This window comes from Flavonifractor sp. An112 (assembly GCF_002161085.1).
In the GTDB taxonomy this organism is placed as follows: Bacteria; Bacillota; Clostridia; order Oscillospirales; family Oscillospiraceae; genus Flavonifractor; species Flavonifractor avicola.
This window is the reverse complement of the sequence record NZ_NFLU01000023.1, coordinates 1-22,326: the sequence shown is the minus strand read 5'-3', so window position 1 is coordinate 22,326 and position 22,326 is coordinate 1. Positions and strand designations below refer to the sequence as shown.

Below are 22,326 nucleotides of genomic sequence, written 5' to 3'. Positions count from 1 at the left end.
CCGTCGGAGTCTCCGGCTGTGGAGCCCACGCCCACCGCCACCCCCGTGCCCTCTCCCGCGGCCGTCTTTGACTTCACCCAGCCGGTGCCCGAGTCCGAGCCGGTGGAGATGGACTACTTCTCCGACGCCCTGTTCATCGGCGACTCCCGCACCGACGGCCTGCAGATCTACAGCGGCATCAAAGGCGCCACCTTCTACTGCTACAAGGGTCTGAACATTTTCGACATGAGCAAGCGCCAGGTGGTGGAGATGAACGGCGGCAAGTACACCGTGGTGGAGGCTCTGGAGAAGGGCCCCCAGTACAAGAAGATCTACATCTCCCTGGGTGTCAACGAGCTGGGCTATCCCGGCACCGACAGCTTCTACAAGGCCTTCAAGTCCTTCCTGGAGGAGGTCAAGTCCGCCCAGCCCGACGCCATCATCTACCTGCAGAATCTGGTGCCCGTCAACCCGGAGATCTGCGCCCAGAAGAACCAGCCCTCCTATGTGAACAACGACCGGGTGGCCGACTTTAACAGCGTGTTCCCCAAGCTGGCGGAGGAGTGCCAGGTAGCCCTGGTGGATGTCAAGACCGCCCTCAGTGACGAAAACGGCATTCTGCCCGCCGAGGCCACCGTGGACGGGGTCCATTTCACCAAGGCCTGGTATCAGAAGTGGCTGGAATATCTGATGTGCCACACCGTTACCCCGGAGGCCTATCAAGCGGGCCAGACAGCGGCCCAATAAAAGGAGCGTACCCCGGCATTGGACAACAACATCCGGCAGCAGCTGAACGAGTATATTATCGCCCACCAGGAGGATTTCTACCGCCTGGCGTTCAGCTATGTCAAAAATCGGGACGCTGCCCTGGATGTGGTCCAGGAGAGCATCGTCCGGGCCCTGTCCAAGTCGGATTCCCTCCGGCAGCCGGAGTACCTGAAAACCTGGTTTTACCGCATCCTGCTCAACGAGAGCATGAACCACTATCGCCGCAGCAAGCGGCTGGTCCCTCTGGAGGAGTCGGTGGCCGACGGGCCCGCCCCCGCCAGCGATCCGGCGGAGCGGCTGGACCTGTACGCCGCCATCGACCGGCTGGACCCCAAGGAGCAGGCCATCATCAAACTGCGCTTTTTTGAGGACATGAAGCTGGAAGAGATCGCACACATCACCGGCACCAACCTGAACACCGTCAAATCCCGCCTGTACAAAAGCCTGCGCAAGCTGCGGGATCTCACCGGAGAGGAGGTAACCACATGAAGGATCTGTGGGAAGAAGCCAGGCAGCAGTACCGGAACACCGATACACCCCCGGAACTGGAATTCGCCGTTGCCTCCGCCCTGCGGGCGGGGGAGAAGAAGCGGCGGCAGCACCGTGGCCTGCGGCGGAGCCTGTCCGCCGGACTGGCCGCCTGCGCCTGCTTCGTGCTGCTGGTCAACGTCAACCCTACCTTTGCCCAGGCCGTAGCCGACGTACCGGTACTGGGCGATCTGGCCCGGGTATTCACCGTCACCCAGTACACCGTGGAGGACCGGGACCATCTCATTGACGTGCGCCTGCCCGCCCTGGATCTGGCCGGCGATACCGATCTGGAGCAGCGGGTCAATACCGAGATCTCCACCCGCATCGATCAGGTCCTCCAGGAGGCGGAGGACCGGGCCAGGGACACCAGGGAGGCCTATGTGGCCACCGGCGGCGACCCCGACGACTTTATGCCCATCATCATCAGTGTGGACTACGAGATCAAGTGCCAGAACGACCGCTACCTCTCCTTTGTCATCACCAAAACCGAGACTCTGGCCAGCGCCTACACCGAGTATTACACCTACAACATCGACCTCCAGGCCGGGCGGGAGATCACCCTCCGGGATCTGCTGGGCCCCGACTACAAGGAGATTGCCAATTCCGTGATTTCCGCCGAGATCGACCGCCGCAGTCAGGACCCGGATAACCTCTACTTCCTCCAGGGGGAGGGAGGCTTTGAATCCATCGCCGACGATCAGTCCTTCTATCTGGACGCCGACGGCACCCCGGTGGTATTCTTCGAGAAATATGAAATCGCCCCCGGCTATATGGGGACCCAGGAGTTCCGCATCCCTCTGCCTGAAACCAAGTGAAGAACAAAGGGCCTGCTGCAAAATGTGCAGCTCGTACAAAGACCCGTCATTCCGAGAAAAACGGCCGCCCACCGGGCGGCCGTTTTTCGTGGGAATCCGCCCCTTTTGCCGGGGAAACGGATTGCCACGCCAGTGTGCGCACTGGCTCGCAATGACAGGTTTGTGCAAAACAGCTATTTTGCAACAGGCCCTTTGTTGTGCAAAGAAACACCGGGTGCGCTGCATGGCAGCGCGCCCGGTTTTTGGTCTGTATGGATGGATTAGAACATGGAGCCGAAGAGGCTGCTGGTCAGACCGGAGCTGGAACCGGCCAGAGCGGGGAGCAGGCCGTTGCCCACGATGAGCAGAGTCAGGATGATGGTGATTGCCACCACAGCCAGATAGATCAGCCAGGACTTGCCGGACTCCATCTCAGGAGCGATCATCTGGAAGGAGGACACGCCCAGGGCCACCCACAGGATCATGGTGATGATGAACAGCCAGGCGCCCAGCTCCAGGGAGATCAGGAAGCACAGGAAAGTGATGACCATCAGGATGGTGATGAAAATGGAGTGACAGCCGCAGGCCATCAGCGCATCCTGGAAGGTGCAGCCGGACTTGAGGATCTTGGCGCCGCCAAAGAGCAGAGCCACAAAGATGATAACGGCAATGGCATCGCCCAGCAGGCCGCCGAAGAACCAGAACTGGAAGGGCACTTCCAGGTAGCCGTAGGACATCATCTGCAGCTTCAGGCAGAAGCCCAGGAGCATCAGGATGCAGGCGATGAGCTGCGCGCCCATCAGGATCAGGGGAGTTGCCAGGTCACGCTTGGCCAGGGTATCCCGGGTGGCCTGAACAGGGGAAGCAAAATAGCCCTTCAGGAAGCCGCCCAGGCCGCTGAAGGCTGCACCCGCCGCAGAGGGCTTGGCAGCGCCGCTGGGGCCGCCCATGGTGTTCACATTGGTGCCGCAGGAAGAACAAAATGCGGAACCGTCAGGGATCTCCTTCCCGCACTTGGGACAGAACATTACACAACACTCCTTCTCAGTGGCGGCAAAACGGGTTCTGCCGCACAATCTGTCGCTCCGCTTCCCTAGGACGGAGCATACCGGTTCTCTTGAACATGGAACCGGATTGTCGAGATTATAACACAGCTGAAGAAAAAAGTAAATCGATGGAAGAGAAATTGTTGACTTTCCCCCGGTTTTCTCTGTCGGTTTGCCTATTGCCGCAGGCCGGTCCCCCGTGCTATAGTTATGTCAGAGACATTCCCGGCAGACCAGAAAAAGGCGCTGACCGGGCCATTTGCGCGCCGTCCGTTGCACAGGCGGCACCCGCGGGGCAGGATGGAGTCTCTCCATCCGCGGGAAGTTTTAAGGGAGGTACATATGGGGAAGGTATTTCGCTGTTATGTGGAAAAAAAGCCGGGCTTTGACGTGGAGGCCGGCCATCTGCTGGGAGAGCTGAAGGGCACCCTGGGGCTCAGCGGCCTCACCGGCGTGCGGGTCATCCGCCGCTACGACGTGGAGGGCGTGGAGCAGGGTGCCTATGAGGCCGCCCGCACCACCATCCTGTCCGAGCCGCAGGTGGACCAGCTGTGGGACGAAACCATGCCGGAGACCGAGGGCGCTCTGCTGGCGGTGGAGGCCCTGCCGGGCCAGTACGACCAGCGGGCCGACTCCTGCGCCCAGTGCATTCAGATGCTCACCGGCGGCGAGCGGCCCACCGTCCGGGCTGCCACCGTCTATGTACTGGCCGGTGATCTCTCCGAGGCCGATCTGGCCCGCGCCAAGGGTTATCTCATCAACCCGGTGGAGAGCCGGGAGGCTGCCCTGGACAAGCCTGAGACTCTGATCCAGCAGTATCCCGAGCCCGCTGATGTACCGGTGCTGGAGGGCTTTTGTACCTTGGATCAGGCCGGCCTGGAGGCCCTGCTCAACCAGTACGGCCTGGCCATGGACCTGGCCGACCTGACCTTCCTCCAGACCTATTTTAAGGACGAGGAGAAGCGGGATCCCACTCTCACCGAGGTGCGGGTGGTGGACACCTACTGGTCCGACCACTGCCGCCACACCACCTTCTCCACCCACCTGGACGCTGTGAACATCACCGATCCCGCCGTCAAGGCGGCCTATGACCGCTATCTGGCCGCCCGTGTGGAGGTGTACGGCGAGGAGAAGGCGGCCAAGCGCCCACAGACCCTGATGGACATTGCCACCATCGGCGCCAAGACCCTGAAGAAGCGGGGCCTGCTGCCCGAGCTGGACCAGAGCGAGGAGATCAACGCCTGCTCCATCCACGTCCCCGCTCAGGTGGACGGCAAGGAGCAGGACTGGCTGCTGATGTTCAAGAACGAGACCCACAACCACCCCACCGAGATCGAGCCTTTCGGCGGCGCCGCCACCTGTATCGGCGGCTGCATCCGGGACCCCCTGTCCGGCCGCGTGTATGTCCACCAGGCCATGCGCCTCACCGGCTGCGGCGATCCTACCGTACCGGTGAGCGAGACTCTGGAGGGTAAGCTGCCCCAGCGCAAGATCGCCCAGACCGCCGCCGCCGGCTATTCCTCCTACGGCAACCAGATCGGCCTGGCCACCGGCCACGTAGCCGAGCTGTACCACGAGGGCTACATCGCCAAGCATCTGGAGTGCGGCGCGGTGGTGGGCGCAGCTCCCGCCGACCATGTCCGCCGTGAGACCCCCGCCCCCGGCGACGTGGTCATCCTGCTGGGCGGCCGCACCGGCCGGGACGGCATCGGCGGCGCCACCGGCTCCTCCAAGAGCCACAACCTGTCCTCCCTGGACACCATGGCCTCCGAGGTCCAGAAGGGCAACGCCCCCGAGGAGCGCAAGCTCCAGCGGCTCTTCCGCAATCCCAATGTGACCCGCCTCATCAAGCGGTGCAACGACTTCGGCGCCGGCGGCGTGTCCGTGGCCATTGGCGAGCTGGCCGACGGCCTTGCCATCGACCTGGACGCCGTCCGCAAGAAGTACGACGGCCTGGACGGCACCGAGCTGGCCATCTCCGAGTCTCAGGAGCGCATGGCCGTGGTGGTTGCCCCTGAGGATGCCCAGACCCTGATGAACTTTGCCGCCTCCGAAAACCTGGAAGCCTACCAGGTGGCCACCGTCACTGAGTCCCCCCGGATGGTCATGACCTGGCGGGGCCAGACCGTGGCCAACCTGTCCCGCGCCTTCCTCAACACCAACGGCGCGGTGAAGCACGCCTCCGTTCAGGTGGATGAAAAGGCCGCCGCCTCCCAGAGTGAGAAGAAGTTCCGCACCCTGCGGGAGATGGCCGCCAGCCTGAAGTCCGCCTCCTGCCGTGGCCTCACCGAGCGGTTCGATGGCTCCATCGGCGCGGGCAGCGTGCTCATGCCCTTCGGCGGCAAGAGCCAGCGCACCCCCGCCCAGGCCATGGCCGCCCTCTTCCCCGTGGAGCCCAACCAGGAGACCGATCAGGCCAGCGTGATGGCCTGGGGCTGCGACCCCGACCAGCTGTCCGCCAATCCCTACGCCGGCGCTCACAGCGCGGTGTATACCTCCGTGGCCAAGCTGGTAGCGGCGGGCGCCAACTATGAGAAGGCCTATCTGACCCTCCAGGAGTTCTTTGAGAAGCTGCGCACCGAGCCTCAGCGGTGGGGCAAGCCCTTTGCCGCTCTGCTGGGCGCGCTGGACGCCCAGCTGGAGCTGGGCTGCGCTGCCATCGGCGGCAAGGACTCCATGTCCGGCTCCTTCCTGGACCTGGACGTGCCCCCCACCCTCATCTCCTTCGCCATTGCCCCGGTGAAGGCCCAGGACGTGCTCTCCCCCGAGTTCAAGACGGCAGGCAAGCCGGTGTACCTCTTTGCCTCTGAGGACAGCAAGTCCGCCTGGAGCGCCTTCCACGCCCTCCATCAGGCGGGCAAGGTGGAGGCGGCCTGGGCGGTGGAGAACGGTCTGGGCGAAGCCGTCATGAACATGGCCTTCGGCAATTCCATCGGCTTCACCTCCGTGGACACCGATCTGGACTGGGACGCCCCGATGCCCGGCGCCATCGTGGCCCAGCTCACTGAGGAGTGCGAGGTTGGCCTGCTGATTGGCCACACCACTGCCGACGCTGTGGTCAGCGTCAACGGCGATTCCGCCCCCATTGACGAGCTGCTCTCCCTCAACGAGAGCGTGCTGGAGGACGTGTACCCCACCCGGGCGGGCAAGGCCGCTCCGGTGGAGGCCATTTCCTGGGACAAGCGCTCCCCCGCCGTGTGCAAGTCCAAAATCGCCCGGCCCCGGGTGGTCATTCCCGTATTCCCCGGCACCAACTGCGAGTATGACTCCGTCCGGGCCTGCCTGCGTGCGGGGATGGACGCCGAGACAGTGAACATCCGCAACCTGACCGCCGACGACCTGCTCCAGTCCACCGCGGCTCTGGAGAGCGCCATCCGCAAGGCCCAGATCGTCTTTATCCCCGGCGGCTTCTCCGGCGGCGATGAGCCCGACGGTTCCGCCAAGTTCATCTGCTCCTTCTTCCGCAATCCCGCCATCACCGACGCGGTCCACGACCTGCTGAAGAACCGGGACGGCCTGATGCTGGGCATCTGCAACGGCTTCCAGGCCCTGGTCAAGCTGGGCCTGGTGCCCTACGGCGAGATCCGGGACATGGACGAGAACTGCCCCACCCTGACCTACAACCTGATCGGCCGCCACCAGAGCCGGTACGTCACCACCCGGGTGGCCTCCGTCAACTCCCCCTGGATGCTCAAGTCCAACGTGGGCGACCTCCACGCCATCCCCATCTCCCACGGCGAGGGCCGCTTCGTGGCACCCCAGAATGTGCTGGACCAGCTCATCGCCAACGGCCAGGTGGCCACCCAGTACGTGGATCAGAGCGGCGTGCCCTCCATGGACATCGACGTGAACCCCAACGGCTCCCTGTGTGCCATCGAGGGCATCTTCTCCCCCGACGGCCGGGTGTTCGGCAAGATGGGCCACTCCGAGCGGTACGGTACTTTCGTGGGCAAGAATATCCCCGGCGACAAGCACCAGCCCCTGCTGGAGAGCGGTGCGGAGTACTTCAAGTAAGCAACAAAACAAATCAGCCCCCCGCCAGCGGCGGGGGGCTGATTTTGTATCTTGCGGCTTACAGGGGCTGCGCGGTCAGATCCTTTCCGCTGCCGGTGACGGCGTAGAAGGCGTACTCCCCCTCTTTCAGGGTGGAGGCGGCCAGAGCGGATTTTACCCCCTCCAGGTCCTCCGGCCGGAACCGGACGGCGATGCCGCAGCCCAGGGAGATCTCCCGCAGCACCGGCATGACCTGGACAGGAGCCACCTCTTTCAGCACTTTTTGGGCATAAATGGCCCCGTAGGTGGAGGTAAAGGTGATGACGCCGTAATCCATCACAGGGAGATCACCTTGACCGCCTTCTGCATCCGGGTGACGATGTCATACATATTGCTGACGGTGCCCACCTTCAGCTGATCGGTGAGGCCGTAGAAGTTGAGGCAGGTGCCGCACACCAGAATTTCCGTGCCGCTGTCGCTGAGGGCCTTCAGGTGGTCCGCTACCTGCTCGTCCAGGGTGGGCAGCTTGACCCCGGCATTCATAAAGAGCACCGCACCCGGCTTGTCCTCCCCCTGGGCCAGGGTGTAGAAGAACATCCGCATCAGGTTGGTGCCCAGCTCCCGGTCCCCGTCGCCGATGATGTCCCGGCCCACGAACACCGCCCAGTCCCCTCCGGCGGCAGGCAGGGGGGAGTTGACGGCCTTCTCACAGGCGGAGCATCCCTCTCCCTTGGTAAAGTCCAAAGCGAAGGTGTCCCCTTCCTCCCGGACTTGCACAGCAAAGCCCTGGTTGTCCGCCAGGCGCTTCAAATTCTCCACGGCGGTGGGGTTGTCCACCAGGACGGTAAAGGCAGTATGCCCCTGGGCCATGGCCCCCTTGGCCAGGATCACCGGGGTGGGGCATGGCTTGCCCTTGGCGTCTACAATGTGTGCCATGTTGTTGTCCTCCTGCGTTTTTTCTTCATTATACCCCCGTATCTTCCCCGCTGCAAGTGGTGGAAAACCGGTAGAAAATGTGAAAAATTCTTTAAAATCCACCGCCGGACGGCCCTTGTGCTTTTTCGGCGGGGGAAGTTGTGCTATACTGTAGGGGCCCGGAGACTTTGCCGGGCACTGAAATTATCCAACGCGAAAGGAGGTGGGCGGTATGGAGCTTCTCACCGGCTGGCTGACGGAAAACCAGGTGCTGTGCGCCTGGTTTACTTCCATCGTGCGCTTTGTCTTTCCCGTGCTGGCCCTGCTCATCCTCATCCGCACCATCCGCTCCCTGCTGACGGTGCCCTGCCTGCCCGAGGTGTGGGCCTATCTCACCCTGCCCAACGGGGCCAACCAGCCCCTCACCCACTGGGAGAATATCCTGGGCCGGGGGAGCAGCTGCGACGTGGTGCTCAACTACCCGGTGGTATCCCGGCAGCACGCCGCCCTCATCCGCAACGAAAACGACACCTGGACCGCCTACGACTTAAACTCCAAGGGCGGGGTCACCGTCAACGGCAAGCCGGTCCATGACGCTACACCCGTTCAGTACGGCGATGTGCTGGCGGTGGGCGGGGTGGAGACGGTACTGCTCCCCCTCTCCCCTGAGGAGAAGGCCAAGCGGCGCAGCAGCCGCCGCCGGTCCCGCCCTGTTTCCCCCTGGCTGGGCCTGGTGCTGCTGACGGTATTCCAGGTGCTCACCGCCATCCAGCTCATCATCAGCGAAGGCCCCGACGCCTCCCCCATGATCCCCATCACCTTCCTGTGCTTTACCGGGGTCATGTGGCTCTACTTCCTGGTGCTGCGGGCCATGCGGCGGGTGGGCTTTGAGATGGAGACCATCGCCTTCTTCCTGTCCACCCTGTCTCTTTCGGTCACCTGCTCCTCCAACACAGGGGCCCTGTTCAAGCAGTTCCTCTGCGTGGTGCTGGGGCTGGTCCTCTTCCTCATCCTGGGCGTCTTTCTCCGGGACCTGGACCGGGCCAAGAAGATCCGCTGGCTCATGGCCGGGGCGGCCATCGGTTTACTCAGCCTGACGGTGGTGCTCTACAAGCTGGGCCTGGCCGATCCCAAGTACGGCGCGGCCAACTGGATCTCCATCGGCGGCATCAGCGTGCAGCCCTCGGAGATTGCCAAGATCTGCTATATCTTTGCCGGAGCCGCCACCCTGGAGCGGCTCTTCCGCAAGCGGAACCTGGGCCTGTTCATCGTACTCACCGGCGTGTCCCTGGCCTGTCTGGCCTATATGAGCGACTTCGGCACCGCCGCCATCTTTTTCGTCACCTTCCTGGTCATCGCCTACCTCCGCTCCGGCGACTGGGCCACCCTGGCCCTCATCTGCGGCGGCGGCGTGTTCGCCGTGCTTACCATGCTGTCGGTGAAGCCCTACATCATGAGCCGTTTTGCCACCTGGGGCCACGCCTGGGAGAACGCCTCGGTGGGCAGCGGCTACCAGCAGACCCGCACCATGTCGGCCGCCGCCTCCGGCGGTCTGGTGGGGGTGGGCCCCGGCGAGGGCTGGCTCCACAATGTGGGCGCGGGCGACACCGACCTGGTGTTCGGAATGCTGTGCGAGGAGTGGGGCCTTATCATCGCCATTCTGGCCATCCTGTCCATCGTCACCCTGGCGGTGTTTGCCGTCCGGGCCTGCCGGGCGGGCCGGTCCTCCTTCTATATCATCGCCGCCTGCGCCGCCACCTCCATGATGGTGTTCCAGACCTGCCTCAACGTGTTCGGCGCGGTGGACATCCTGCCCCTCACTGGCGTCACCTTCCCCTTTGTGTCCAACGGCGGCACCGCCATGATCGCCTCCTGGGGGCTGCTGGCCTATCTGAAGGCCACCGACACCCGTCAGAACGCCAGCTTCGCCATCCGTCTGCCCTCCCGGAAGGAGGACCGGCGGAACGCCCAGCTGTCCATGAAACGCACCGAGCAGTGGGAGGGCCGCTATGAAGAAGATTGAAAAACGGGCCTTTCTCTGCCTGATCCTGGCCGCCGCCCTGATCCTGGGGCTGGGCTTCTATGTGGTGCGCTATGTGCTCTACGGCAGCCGCTGGGCCTCCTTTGCCGCCAACCGCCACCTGTACAACAGCCAGGGCCAGCTGTCGGTGGGCCGGGTGCTGGACCGGGACGGGGACGTGCTGTCCTGGGCCGACGAGGAGGGAACCCGGCACTACTACGAAAACGCCACCGTCCGCAAGGCCACCCTCCACGCCGTGGGTGACGCCCAGGGCAAGATCGGCACCGGCGCACTCACCGCCTTTGCCAGCCAGCTGTCCGGCTACAACCTGATCACCGGGGCCTACTCCCCTCTGGGCAACGGCAACGATCTGTACCTCACTCTGGACGCCCGGCTCAACTACATCGCCTATCAGGCCCTGGGAGGCCGCAAGGGCGCGGTGGGTGTGTACAACTATGAGACGGGAGAAATTCTGTGCATGGTGTCCTCCCCCACCTACGACCCTCTGGACCCGCCGGAGGATGTGGAGGACAATCCCGCCTATGACGGCGTGTATTTAAACCGCTTCCTCTCCGGCACCTTCCCGCCGGGCTCGGTGTTCAAGACGGTGACTCTGGCCGCCGCCATTGAGAACATCCCCGACCTCTTTGACCGGAGATGGACCTGTACCGGCTCCACGGTGGTGGGGGGCGAGACCATCACCTGCCCCCGGGTCCACGGGGAAATGGACATCTATGACGCCCTGGCCAACTCCTGCAACGGGGTGTTCGGCCAGCTGGCCGCCGAGCTGGGACCGGAGGTTATGGCCAAGTATACCCAAAAGGCGGGGCTCACCTCCTCCTATAAAGTCAGCGGCCTCACCTCCGCCGCCGGGCGGTTTGACTTCACCGGCACCACCGGCCAGCTGGCCTGGGCCGGCGTGGGCCAGTACAACGACCTGGCCAACCCCTGCGCCATTATGACCTACATGGGTGCCATCGCCAACGGCGGCAAGGCCGCCGTGCCCCGGCTCATCCTCAAGGTGGAAAATCCCCTGGGCCTGCCCTCTCTGCCCCAGTGGACCAGCAAGACGGGCACCCTCATTGAGTCCTCCACCGCCGCCACCCTGGCGGACATCATGTCCCGCAACGTCATCGACGCCTACGGCTCCGGCCGGTTCCCCAATATGGACATCTGCGCCAAGAGCGGCACCGCCGAGGTGGGAGGCGGCAACTCCCCCCACGCCTGGTTTGCCGGATTCCTCCGCAATGAGGACGCCCCCTACGCCTTTGTGGTGCTGGTGGAGAACGGCGGCTCGGGCGCCGACGTGGCCGGTTCCGTGGCCGCTCAGGTGCTGGACGCCCTGGTCAACGGCTATTGAGCAGCAGCACCTCCAGCCCCTGCCGCCGGGCGCAGTTGACCGTATAAGCGGTGCCGCCGGTATCCCGGGTGCACCAGGCCACGCACACCCCGCTGTGATCCACCAGATGCCGGTTGCGTTTGTGCATACATCCCGGCGTGTACCGGTCGGCGGTATACACCACCTTGTGGGCAGCGGCCTTGATGCGCTCATACTCCGCCACGTCCGCCTCCCGCCAGCCTCTGGTCTGGTCGGGGCAGGGCAGCACCAGAATGAGCTTGATGTGGGGAAACTCCCTCAAAAGCCCCAGCACGGTCTGAGCCGCCAGGGTATCAAACCCCAGAGCCCCTCCCGCACCAAAGTACCGAATCCCCCGGCCAATGAGCTGCCGCACCGTTTCCTCCAGGTTTTCCACCAGCGCCCGCCGCTGTGTGGATGGAATGTCCCGGTGGCCGGTGAAGCAGCAGGTCTGTTCCCGCATGGTCATACCCAGTCCCCCCTTTTTCCCCAGTATAGGCCGGGGCAAAGGACGAATTTTGTCGCATTCAGGGCGCTGCCTAACGGCAGCGCCCTGAACTTTTCCACACCGTATGTGAATAATGTGTAAAACCTTGGGGAATCCTCTTGACTTTGAGGCTCAAAACTCTATTATTTATTTAGCATAGAAAATATTATTCGTATTTCGGAGGATTTCAGTATGCACGAGGTCAAGGATGACGGGAAAACCCCGCGCCCACCCAAAAAACCGCTGATTTTCTACTATGCCCTGGCCCTGGTGGCCCTGATGCTTCTCAACGCCTTCTTCTTCCCCTCGGTGCTGGAGCGGCAGGTCATCGAGGTGCCCTACAGCCAGTTCCTCACCATGGTGGACGACCATCAGGTCACGGAGGTGGCTCTGGACGAGGACAGCCGTCAGATCGTCTTTATCGCCGCCGACGAGACAGGACGGACCGGCTACTACAAGACCGGCATCTGGCCGGACGACGGCCAGCGGCTGCTGAACCAGCTGCGGGAGGACCCGGATATCGTGTTCAGCGCCGAGATCCCCACCCAGGCCAATCCCCTTCTGGCCTTCCTGGTCAGCTGGATTCTGCCCATTTTCTTCTTTATTCTCATCGGGCAGCTGCTCTCCCGCTTCATGATGAAGCGGATGGGAGGCAACCTGCCCGGCGGCATGGGCAATGCCATGACCTTCGGCAAGGCCAACGCCAAGGTCTATGTGGAGGAGGCCTCCACCGGCGTGTCCTTCGCCGATGTGGCGGGCCAGGACGAGGCCAAGGAGGCCCTGATGGAGGTGGTGGACTTCCTCCACGAGCCGGACAAGTACGCCGAGATCGGCGCCAAGCTGCCCAAGGGTGTGCTGCTGGTGGGCCCTCCCGGTACCGGCAAGACCCTGCTGGCCAAGGCCGTGGCAGGGGAGGCCAAGGTGCCCTTCTTCTCCATCTCCGGCTCGGAGTTTGTGGAGATGTTCGTGGGCATGGGCGCCGCCAAGGTGCGGGACCTGTTCAAGCAGGCGGGGGAGAAGGCCCCCTGCATCGTATTCATCGACGAGATTGACGCCATCGGCAAGAAGCGTGACACCGGCGGTTACGGCGGCAATGATGAACGGGAGCAGACCCTGAACCAGCTGCTGGCCGAGATGGACGGCTTTGACTCCAGCAAGGGCGTGGTGCTGCTGGCCGCCACCAACCGCCCCGAGAGCTTGGACCCCGCCCTCATGCGGCCCGGCCGGTTTGACCGGCGGGTGCCGGTGGAGCTGCCCGACCTCCAGGGCCGTGAGGCCATCCTGAAGGTCCACGGCAGGCACGTCCACATCGATGCCGACGTGGACTGGAGCGCCATTGCCCGGGCCACCGCCGGGGCCTCCGGCGCGGAGCTGGCCAACATCGTCAACGAGGCTGCCCTCCGGGCGGTGCGCCAGGGCCGCAGGACGGTGACCCAGGCCGACCTGGAGGAGAGCGTGGAGACCGTCATCGCCGGGGCCCAGCGGAAGAATGCCGTCATCTCTCCCCAGGAGAAGCAGCTGGTGTCCTTCCACGAGGTGGGCCACGCCCTGGTGGCCGCCCTCCAGACCCACTCCGCCCCGGTGACCAAGATCACCATTATACCCCGCACCTCGGGGGCCCTGGGCTACACCATGCAGGTGGACGAAGGGGAGCGCAACCTGATGAGCCGGGCGGAGCTGACCAACAAGATCGCCACCCTCACCGGCGGCCGGGCCGCCGAGGAGCTGATCTTCGGCGCGGACAACATCACCACCGGCGCATCCAACGACATCGAGCAGGCCACCAAGCTGGCCCGGGCCATGATCACCCGGTACGGTATGACGGACCAGTTCGACATGGTGGCCCTGGAGACGGTACAGAACCAGTACCTGGGAGGCGACACCTCCCTGGCCTGCTCCGCTGAGACGGCGGCTGAGATCGACCGGCAGGTGGTGGCCACCGTGAAGGCGGCTCACCAGAAGGCCCTGGCCCTGCTGAAGGACCACGAGGACCAGCTGCGGAAGCTGGCGGGCTACCTGCTGGAGAAGGAGACTATCACCGGCGATGAGTTCATGGACCTGCTGAAGCAGGGATAAGCCTCTGCCACCAAACCCACAAAATTCAAACAAAAAATCCCCGCTGCCACATTGGCAGCGGGGATTTTATCATATCCGGATTTACTTAATGGGCTCACCGGCGGCCTTCTTGGCCTTGATCTCCTTGAGGGCGTCGCGGTAGGACAGGTTGACACGGCCCTTCTCGTCGATATCGGTGACCTTGACCCAGATCATATCGCCGATGTTGACCACGTCCTCCACCTTCTCCACACGGTGATCGGCCAGCTTGGAGATGTGGACCATGCCGTCCTTGCCGGGGGCCAGCTCCACGAAAGCGCCGAACTGCAGGATGCGGACCACCTTGCCGTAGTACAGCTGGCCCACCTCGGGCACAAACACGATGGTCTCGATGGTCTTCTTGGCGGCGTCGCAGGAGGCCTTGTCGGTACCGGCAATGTAGATGGTGCCGTCGTCCTCGATGTCGATCTTGGCGCCGGTGTCGGCACAGATCTTCTGAATCACCTTGCCGCCGGAGCCGATGACCTCGCGGATCTTGTCCACGTCGATCTTCATCTTCACCATCTTAGGGGCGGTGTCGGCCACGTCCTCACGGGGCTTGGAGATGCAGGGCAGCATGATCTCGTCCAGGATGGCGTAACGGGCGTCCTTGGTGATCTCCAGCGCTTCCTTGATGATCTCATGGGACAGGCCGTCGTTCTTGATGTCCATCTGGATGGCGGTGATACCGGCCTTGGTGCCGGCCACCTTGAAGTCCATCTCGCCGTGGAAGTCCTCCACGCCCTGGATGTCGATGAAGGTGGTGAAGCCGCCGTCGTCGTCCTGGATCAGGCCGCAGGAGATGCCGGCCACGGGGGCGGAAATGGGCACGCCGGCGTCCATCAGAGCCAGGGTGGAGCCGCAGATGGAGCCCTGAGAGGTGGAGCCGTTGGAGCTCAGCACCTCGGACACCACGCGGATGGCGTAGGGGAAGTCCTCCACGGAGGGAATGACGGGCTCCAGAGCCCGCTCGGCCAGAGCGCCGTGGCCCTTCTCACGCCGGTTGGTGGAGCGGGCGGCACGGGCCTCGCCGGTGGAGTAGGCGGGGAAGTTGTAGTGGTGCATATACCGCTTCTCCTCTTCCTCCCAGATGGTATCCAGCTTCTGGGCGGCGGAGAGGGTGTTCAGGGTGCAGATGGACAGAACCTGGGTCTGACCGCGGGTGAACAGGCCGGAGCCGTGAACACGGGGCAGCACGCCAACCTCGGCGGCCAGGGGACGGATCTCGTTCTTGGCGCGGCCGTCCACGCGGTGGCCCTCCAGCAGCCAGGCCTTGACGATCTTCTTCTGGAACTTGTAGGTGATCTCCTCCAGGTACTTGTCCATCTCGGGATAGTCCTCCAGGAAGAGCTCATGCCAGTGCTCGATGAGGGCGTTCCACCGCTCCTCACGGACGTTCTTGTCGTCGGTGTCCATGGCGGCCTTGGCCTCGTCCATGGTGGCCTCCACGATCTTGTCGAACAGCTCCTGATCGAAGTCGGCGTGATCGTAGGTCATCTTCTCCTTGCCGATCTCAGCCACGATCTGGTTGATAAAGGCCACCTGGGCGCGGATCTCCTCGTGGGCCTTGACGATGGCATCATACATGATGTCGTCGGGCAGCTCCTTGGCGCCGGCCTCGATCATGATGACCTTCTTGTCGGTGGCGGCCACGGTCAGGTCCAGCTGGGAGTTGTGCTTCTGCTCGTTGGTGGGGTTCATGACGATCTGGCCGTCCACATAGCCCACCTCCAGGCAGCCGATGGGGCCGGCCCAGGGAATGGGGGAGAAGGCCAGGCAGGCGGACACGCCGATCATGGCGGTAACCTCGGGAGAGCAGTCCCGGTCCACGCTCATGACGGTGGCGGTGACCACCACGTCGTTGCGGAAGTCGTAGGGGAACAGGGGCCGGATGGACCGGTCGATGACGCGGGAAGCCAGCACGGCGGGCAGGGAGGGCTGACCCTCACGGCGCATGAAGGAGCCGGGGATACGGCCCACAGCGTACAGCTTCTCCTCGAAGTCCACGCTCAGGGGGAAGAAGTCCACGCCGTCCCGGGGACGGGGGGATACGGTAACGGCCACCAGCACGGTGGTCTCGCCATAGGTGACCATGGCGGACGCGGTAGCCAGCTCGGCCACCTTGCCCACGTCGATGGTCAGGGGACGGCCCGCCACCTCAGTCTTGTACACATGACGGTTGGTGAATTCCTTGTGCTTGATCACGGTTGACATGGGGAAAATCCTCCTTTTCATTGGTGTTTCCCCACCCGTCAGAGCCTGACTCTTTTAGCACTTGAATCCGGGTCCGCAGGCCGTCAGGCCCAGATTCAACTGCTAAAAGTATGCTCTGAGGAGTGGGAAGAAGGGGTGGCACGGAGGTCCGCGCCACCCCTATTCAATACATAATTACTTACGGATGCCCAGCTTGGCAATGATGGCACGATAGCGCTCGATGTCCTTGGCCATCAGGTAGTCCAGCATCTTGCGGCGCTTACCGACCATCTTCAGCAGGCCGCGGCGGCTGTGGTTGTCGTGCTTGTGGATCTTCAGGTGCTCGGTCAGCTCCTGGATGCGGGCGGTCAGAATGGCGATCTGCACCTCGGGAGAGCCGGTGTCAGTGGGATGAGTGCGGTTGGCTTCGATAACAGCAGTCTTTTCGTCCTTACGGATCATGGTTAGGTTCCACCTTTCAATCAATGTGCCCGCGGGCTGCGTGACCGGCCGGTGTAAGCCGGGAGACGAAGTCCGGGGTAAATACCGTCTGTTCACAGACTTAGATAGTTTATCATAGTCTGGCCCCATTGTAAAGGATTCATTCGGAAAATTTGGGGTCTTTTTTTGCTTTTTCAGCGGTACAAAGCCGCCTCCGGCTCCTTCAGCCACTTGCCGAATTTATAATAGATCAGCAGGGCCACCGAGGTGGTGAGCCAGGTGATGGGGTAGCTGGCCTCCACCATGACGATGGTATGGTACCGGGGCACCACCAGGAAGAGCCACAGCAGCCGCAGGCCGCACACGCCGAACACCGAGATGAGCATGGGCACCAGGGACTTGCCCGCTCCCCGGATGGCGCCGGGCAGCAGCTCCACCAGAATATAGGTGACATAGCAGGGAGCCAGGAAGACTACCATCTCCACGCCGATCTCCAGCACGTCGGGGTCGGGGGTAAAGATGGACAGGATGGGCCGGGCCAGCAGCACCAGGAAGGCGCTCATGGCGATGGTGATGATGGCGCTCATGCCCACCGAGATTTTTACGCTCTTTTTCAGCCGGTCGTATTTGCCCGCCCCGTAGTTCTGCCCGGCGAAGGTGGTGAGGGCCTGGGACAGGGCGGTAATGGTCATCCAGAACAGGATGTCCATCTTGCCGTAGGCCGTCCATGCGGCCACCGCGTCGGTGTCAAAGGAATTGATACAGGCCTGAATGACGATGTTGGAGGCGGAGTACATCACCGACTGGAGCGCGGTGGGCACGCCTACCTTCATAATGGCGGACATGGGCTGCCGGTGGAGCTTGAGCTGGCTGGGGAAGAGCTGGAAGGGGGCGCCCTGGGAGCGCATGAGGGAGATCACCACCAGCACCGCCGACAGCACCTGGGAAGCCACGGTGGCAATGGCCACACCCAGCACCCCCAGAGGAACGACCACCACCAGCAGCAGATCCAGCACGATGTTGCACAATGAGGCGGCGATGAGGAAGTACAGGGGCCGGCGGGAATCCCCCACCGCCCGGAGCACGCCGGTGCCCATGTTGTAGATCACGTTGGGGATCATGCCCAGGAAATAGATCCGCTGATAGAGGATGGCCCCAGGCAGGGCGTCGGCGGTGGTTTCCATGGCCCGGAGGGCCCAGGGCGTCAGCACAAAGCCCACCACGGTAAAGACCGCCCCAATAATGACCGACAGAAGCATGGCGGTGTGGACGCTCCTGTGGACCTCCTCCCCCTGGCGGGCGCCGTATCGCTGGGCGATGACCACCACCGCGCCGGCGGCCAGACCGGTGAAGATACCCACCGTCAGGTTGACGATGACGCCGGTGGAGCCCACGGCCGCCAGGGCCACCTTGCCCACGAACCGGCCCACCACCACCGTGTCCACCGTATTGTACAGCTGCTGGAAGAAGGTGCCGAACCACAGGGGAAAGAATAGGGCTAATAGTTGTTTCCAGATCACGCCCTGGGTGATATCGCCCACGGGACGGGCCAGACGCATGACAGATCCCTCCAGAAAAAGTAAACTGACGCGGCCAGAGCCGCAAGAGGATTGTACACGGTTTGCTGGCAAAAGGCAAGGGGGGACGGCAACTGGCGCAAACAGGAAAAAAGGACGGGTCTGCCTGCGGCAAATACCCGTCCTTCTTTCTGCACGATTATATTTTTTGGTACACCCGGTAAATGAGGAGGATACTCTGCTCCACCGTACAGGCAGCCTGGGGGGAAGCCGTTGTGGAGGACGAACCCTTCATGATGTCGTTGGCGGCCAGCTTACCCACAGCCTCCGCCGCCCAGCCGGAAATGCCGGCTTTATCCGTAAACAGATCAATGCTGCCGGGATTGGGGGTCAGATCCTTCCCAGTCTGCTCTGCCAGATACTGCACGGCGCGGTAGATCATAGTTGCGATCTGTTCCCGGTTGGTGGTAGTCTTAGGCGCAAATTTGTCTCCGCCCACGCCGGTAATGATCCCGGCCTCATAGGCCTTCAGCACCGCCGTGTTGGACGTGTCGGTAAATGTGTCAGAAGGCGCCGCCTCAATTTCCTTGTCCAGCGCCTTTTCCACCAGGTTTACAATCAGTTCTGCAAACTGCTCTCTGGTGATGCTGCCGGTAAAGGCAGGCTGGTCTGTGAGCGGGGGTACCAGGCCCAGGGAGCTGGCAATGTCAACCTCTTCTTTGGCCCAGTCGGAGACACGCTCCTGTTCAATCACCTCGGGCGCAAACAGATCCTCCACCGGGACCTGCTCAAAGGTAAACGCCATAGCCTGCGTACTAAGCAGCGCCGTCAGCAGTACTGCGCTCAAAATTCGTTTCATCATTTCAATCTCCCCATTTTACAAGCCAAAATTCTGCTGCATCCATGCTGCGGCACGGCCGCTGTCCACAATGCGGTTTTCACCCTCGGCCTGCGCCTGATCCTCGGCAAAAGGCACCGCCCCGCGGAAAGACTCCATTTCCTGCTTACTGTCAAACTTGACCCACAGGAACGAATATTCGCCGCGGGTCAGCCCCCAGAAAGCCGAGCTGAACGCATACTGCTTGCTTTCATGCGCCTGGAGATCCATCTCAAAGAAGAAAATCTGGGTTCCCGCTTTGGATTCATTCGCCTCGTAGGAGACCAGTGCATAGCATTCGTGCAGCGGCTCATCGGTATTGTTGGTGGCCTGTACCGCATACGCCGCGCCATTTTGAAACACATAATTACCATCACCCAGCGGGTCACCTGCGCCGATGCCCGTATAATTAACAATCTGCAGCGTCAGCGGCTCCTCCACTACGGGGATCTCCACCGCGTCGGGCATATAGCCGCTGTCACTGATCAGATACAGTCCCGCCAGATCATCGGTGTTCCAGGTGCGGGCATTGCTCTTGGCGCCGCTTTTGCTGATCTCGGCCACCTGCGCGCCCTTGACCGTGAAGCCGCCGTACTCAGTTTCCGCAAAATTGCCGTCCGTAAATACGGTCGCTTTGCCGTCGTGGAAATAGCCCACATATATGCTGCCCATCGAGTCATAGGCGCTGAACTGGCAGGGAATGACCAGCTTACCGGTGGTGTCGATGTAGCCCACCTTCATGGTGTCCTTGTCTATGACCGCCGCCAGGCCCTCGAAAAAGTCAAACACATACAGAAAGCGTCCGCGGTTGAGGTCCACCACCTGGCCCTGCTCGTTGATATAGTTCCACTGCTCGTTGATCAGATAGCCGTCCGCATCCACCGTGCCCGCCAGCACAGGCATCAGCCCTTCCCGGAACGGACGCTCCCCATATTGGGAAATGCCCTGGGATAACAGTTTATCTCTGTTTTCCTGCCAGAACTGGTCGGCGTTTACCGCATAAACCGTCGGGGCATGCGCCTGATCGGCAGGGAAAATCCCATCTGCTGCAAATGCAGATACCGTCAGGCAGGATGCCGTGAGTGCTGCGGCAAGAATACTGCTCAGCCACTTTTTCATTGTGTGCACACACTCTCTTTCCGTTTGTCGTTCTATCGGCGCTTCCGCTGTTGGACAGCGCCGATTTTCTCCCTCAGTATACCCGAACATTCAGACATATTCAAGCCTGAGTTCTCACCGGTGATTGAGGTAAAGGTCACATCAACATGGTCTCAGGCGTTTTTTGACCAATCGGGCCACCGTCTCCACATGGACCGTGCGGGGAAAGAGGTCCACGGCGGTGGCGGTATCCAGGGTATAGCCCAGGGCGGCGAACCGCTTCACGTCCCGGCCCAGGGTGGCCGGGTCGCAGGACACATAGACCACCCGCTGTGGGGCCATCTGGGCAATGGTGGCCACCACGTCCTCCGCCAGCCCCTTTCGGGGCGGGTCCACACAGATCACGTCGGGGCGCACCCCCTCCCGGGCCAGCTGCCGGGCGGCTTCGCCGGCGTCGGCGCACAGGAACCGGGCGTTTTCAATGCCGCTGCGGCGGGCGTTCTGAATGGCGTCGTCCACCGCCTGAGGCACCACCTCGGCCCCCCACACCCTGCCCGCCTGCCGGGCCATCACCAGGGAAATGGTGCCGATGCCGCAGTACAGGTCCAGCACGGTCTCGGTGCCGGTGAGCTGAGCCAGCTCCACCGCCTTGCCGTAGAGCACCTCGGTCTGGTCGGGATTGACCTGATAGAAGGAGGGGACGGACAGGCGGAAGTCGGAGCCGCACAGGGTGTCGGACAGGAAGTCCTGTCCCCAAAGTGTGCGGTAAGAGTCCCCCAAAATCACGTTGGTATGGCTCTTGTTGACCCCCAGCACGATGCCCACCAGGCCGGGCTCAGCCGTCCGGAGAGCGCGCACCAGCTCGCTCTCCCGGGGGACCCCTACGCCGTTGACCAGCAGGCAGCACAGGCTCTCCCCCCGGCGGTTGGTGCGGACATACACATGGCGCACCAGGCCGGAGCGGGCCTTCTCATTGTAGGCCGGGATGGAATACTCCATCATCCAGTCTTTCACCGCCCCCCGCAGGCGGGCGGCCGCCTCGCTCTGGAGCAGGCAGTCTTTCACGTCCACCACCTTGTGGGTGCGGGACTGGTAGAATCCGATGCGGGGGCCGGGGGCAACGGGGAACTGGGCCTTGTTGCGGTAGCGGTCAGGCCGGGCGGCCCCCAGAATTTCCGTCACATGGATATCCGCGCCCCCCAGACGGCGGAGGCAGTCCTCCACCCGGGTGCGCTTGGCCTCCAGCTCCTCGGCGTAGGTGATGTGCCGGAAGGCGCAGCCGCCGCAGCGGTCATAATAGGGACAGTCGGGGGTGATCCGGGCAGGGGAGGATTCGGTGACCTCCCGCACCACGCCCCACAGGGCGGAGCGGCCCACATGGGTGAGCCGCACCTGGCACAGCTCGCCCCGGACGCCCCCCTGGACAAACACCACCATGCCGTCCAGCCGGGCCACACCGGCGCCGTCGCTGCTGTAGCCCTCGATGCGCAGGGGATAGGTATGGCCTTCCAGAGGCTTATTGGGCTGCATACATACTCACGTCCTTCAGCGTATCATAGGGAATGGTGACCTCCACCGGGGAGTGGATGCCGGTCAGGGTGTTGCCCTGAATCCAGAACACATAGCCGTCGGAGGTGAGGCAGAACTGCTCCGGCTGGTAGGCCGCCGTCACAGCCGCCTGGGTGAACTCCCCGGCGGACAGCTCCGGGCTGGCCAGGAAGGCCTTCACCACCCGGTCCTGCACGGCCTGGGCGTCGGTAAAGAAGTCGGTAAAGGTCAGCTTGATGCCGGTCTGGGGATCAAAGTTCTCCCCCAGCTCAAACACGGTGGGGTAAGCCGCCCCGCTGTTGATGTACCAGGTGCGGCGGATGCTGATGACCTGATCGGTGGAGAGCACCACCTCATAGCTCATCTCCTCGGTGACCGGCGTAAAGGAGAAGCCGGCGGCCTTGGACACGTCGTAGTCCGCCACCACCTGCTCATAGTTGGCCTCGGCGCTCTCCATGCGGCTGGCGCCGTCGGCCTTGTACCAGTCGTTGATGACCTCCCCGGCGGGGCAGGTGTCGGTATTCTGCACCATGGGCAGGGTATAGCGCACCGTCATGACCTGGGTGCCGTCCCCGGCGGTATAGGTCTGGGTAAAGACCTGCTCCCCCCACTGGGGCGGTTCGGGGGTGGGGGGGGGGGGGGGGGTTCCGGCGTAGGCGTGGGAGTAG

The 22,326-nt window shown here is 62.9% G+C and carries 18 protein-coding genes; 7 read left to right on the top strand and 11 right to left on the bottom strand.

Going from position 1 to position 22,326, the window contains the following annotated elements:
* The 3 genes from B5E56_RS13695 to B5E56_RS13685 all read left to right on the top strand — a co-directional run.
* A partial coding sequence (locus B5E56_RS13695) for a GDSL-type esterase/lipase family protein (RefSeq protein WP_143383184.1) occupies positions 1 to 726 on the top strand: 726 nt, incomplete at its 5' end.
* Between the two features lie 18 nt (positions 727 to 744).
* Entirely contained in the window at positions 745 to 1,236 is a 492-nt protein-coding gene (locus B5E56_RS13690; RefSeq protein WP_087391147.1) for an RNA polymerase sigma factor, read from the top strand.
* Positions 1,233 to 2,093: a DUF3298 and DUF4163 domain-containing protein gene (locus B5E56_RS13685; RefSeq protein ID WP_087391144.1), complete on the top strand. Its 861-nt coding sequence runs from the start codon at positions 1,233 to 1,235 to the stop codon at positions 2,091 to 2,093. Before B5E56_RS13690 ends, B5E56_RS13685 begins: the two co-directional genes overlap by 4 nt.
* A 260-nt stretch (positions 2,094 to 2,353) precedes the next feature.
* Here B5E56_RS13685 and B5E56_RS13680 read toward each other — a convergent pair whose 3' ends face one another.
* Complete coding sequence (locus tag B5E56_RS13680) at positions 2,354 to 3,100, bottom strand: zinc ribbon domain-containing protein (protein WP_087391141.1); 747 nt, start codon at positions 3,098 to 3,100, stop codon at positions 2,354 to 2,356.
* Between the two features lie 360 nt (positions 3,101 to 3,460).
* Between B5E56_RS13680 and B5E56_RS13675 the strand changes: the two genes are divergently transcribed.
* The gene (locus B5E56_RS13675; RefSeq protein WP_087391138.1) at positions 3,461 to 7,132 is read left to right on the top strand and encodes a phosphoribosylformylglycinamidine synthase; all 3,672 of its coding nucleotides are present in this window, start codon (positions 3,461 to 3,463) and stop codon (positions 7,130 to 7,132) included.
* 58 nt (positions 7,133 to 7,190) lie between these two features.
* Here B5E56_RS13675 and B5E56_RS13670 read toward each other — a convergent pair whose 3' ends face one another.
* Positions 7,191 to 7,448, bottom strand: a complete 258-nt coding sequence (locus B5E56_RS13670; protein WP_087391135.1) for a DUF3343 domain-containing protein — start codon at positions 7,446 to 7,448, stop codon at positions 7,191 to 7,193.
* Entirely contained in the window at positions 7,448 to 8,047 is a 600-nt protein-coding gene (gene yedF / locus B5E56_RS13665) for a sulfurtransferase-like selenium metabolism protein YedF (RefSeq protein ID WP_087391132.1), read from the bottom strand. Before yedF ends, B5E56_RS13670 begins: the two co-directional genes overlap by 1 nt.
* Before the next feature lie 211 nt (positions 8,048 to 8,258).
* On the opposite strand from yedF, the gene B5E56_RS13660 reads away from it, so the two are divergent.
* Both B5E56_RS13660 and B5E56_RS13655 read left to right on the top strand, forming a co-directional pair.
* Complete coding sequence (locus tag B5E56_RS13660; RefSeq protein ID WP_087391129.1) at positions 8,259 to 10,049, top strand: FtsW/RodA/SpoVE family cell cycle protein; 1,791 nt, start codon at positions 8,259 to 8,261, stop codon at positions 10,047 to 10,049.
* Complete coding sequence (locus tag B5E56_RS13655; protein ID WP_087391126.1) at positions 10,036 to 11,406, top strand: penicillin-binding transpeptidase domain-containing protein; 1,371 nt, start codon at positions 10,036 to 10,038, stop codon at positions 11,404 to 11,406. Before B5E56_RS13660 ends, B5E56_RS13655 begins: the two co-directional genes overlap by 14 nt.
* Here B5E56_RS13655 and B5E56_RS13650 read toward each other — a convergent pair.
* Positions 11,393 to 11,872: an SLOG family protein gene (locus B5E56_RS13650; protein WP_343214253.1), complete on the bottom strand. Its 480-nt coding sequence runs from the start codon at positions 11,870 to 11,872 to the stop codon at positions 11,393 to 11,395. The two genes, B5E56_RS13655 and B5E56_RS13650, sit on opposite strands and share 14 nt — an antisense overlap.
* 210 nt (positions 11,873 to 12,082) lie before the next feature.
* Between B5E56_RS13650 and ftsH the strand changes: the two genes are divergently transcribed.
* On the top strand, positions 12,083 to 13,966 hold the full coding sequence (ftsH, locus tag B5E56_RS13645) for an ATP-dependent zinc metalloprotease FtsH (protein WP_087391123.1): 1,884 nt from the start codon (positions 12,083 to 12,085) through the stop codon (positions 13,964 to 13,966).
* 81 nt (positions 13,967 to 14,047) lie between these two features.
* Here ftsH and B5E56_RS13640 read toward each other — a convergent pair whose 3' ends face one another.
* From B5E56_RS13640 to B5E56_RS14655, 7 genes are all read right to left on the bottom strand, one after another.
* Positions 14,048 to 16,198, bottom strand: a complete 2,151-nt coding sequence (locus B5E56_RS13640; RefSeq protein ID WP_087391120.1) for a polyribonucleotide nucleotidyltransferase — start codon at positions 16,196 to 16,198, stop codon at positions 14,048 to 14,050.
* Positions 16,199 to 16,372: 174 nt separating this feature from the next.
* Positions 16,373 to 16,639 (bottom strand): 30S ribosomal protein S15, encoded by a 267-nt coding sequence (gene rpsO, locus B5E56_RS13635; protein ID WP_087188508.1) that lies wholly within the window; start codon positions 16,637 to 16,639, stop codon positions 16,373 to 16,375.
* 173 nt (positions 16,640 to 16,812) lie between these two features.
* Positions 16,813 to 18,177, bottom strand: a complete 1,365-nt coding sequence (locus tag B5E56_RS13630) for an MATE family efflux transporter (protein ID WP_087391117.1) — start codon at positions 18,175 to 18,177, stop codon at positions 16,813 to 16,815.
* Between the two features lie 157 nt (positions 18,178 to 18,334).
* On the bottom strand, positions 18,335 to 18,994 hold the full coding sequence (locus B5E56_RS13625) for an S-layer homology domain-containing protein (RefSeq protein WP_158098737.1): 660 nt from the start codon (positions 18,992 to 18,994) through the stop codon (positions 18,335 to 18,337).
* An 18-nt stretch (positions 18,995 to 19,012) separates the two neighbouring features.
* Positions 19,013 to 20,131 carry a WG repeat-containing protein gene (locus tag B5E56_RS13620; RefSeq protein WP_158098736.1) on the bottom strand — a complete coding sequence of 373 codons (1,119 nt, stop codon included), beginning with the start codon at positions 20,129 to 20,131 and terminating at the stop codon, positions 19,013 to 19,015.
* 141 nt (positions 20,132 to 20,272) lie between these two features.
* Entirely contained in the window at positions 20,273 to 21,640 is a 1,368-nt protein-coding gene (gene rlmD, locus B5E56_RS13615; protein WP_087391109.1) for a 23S rRNA (uracil(1939)-C(5))-methyltransferase RlmD, read from the bottom strand.
* Positions 21,627 to 22,326: hypothetical protein (locus B5E56_RS14655; protein ID WP_087391105.1), on the bottom strand; the 700-nt coding region annotated here is incomplete at its 5' end. The genes rlmD and B5E56_RS14655, both read right to left, overlap by 14 nt.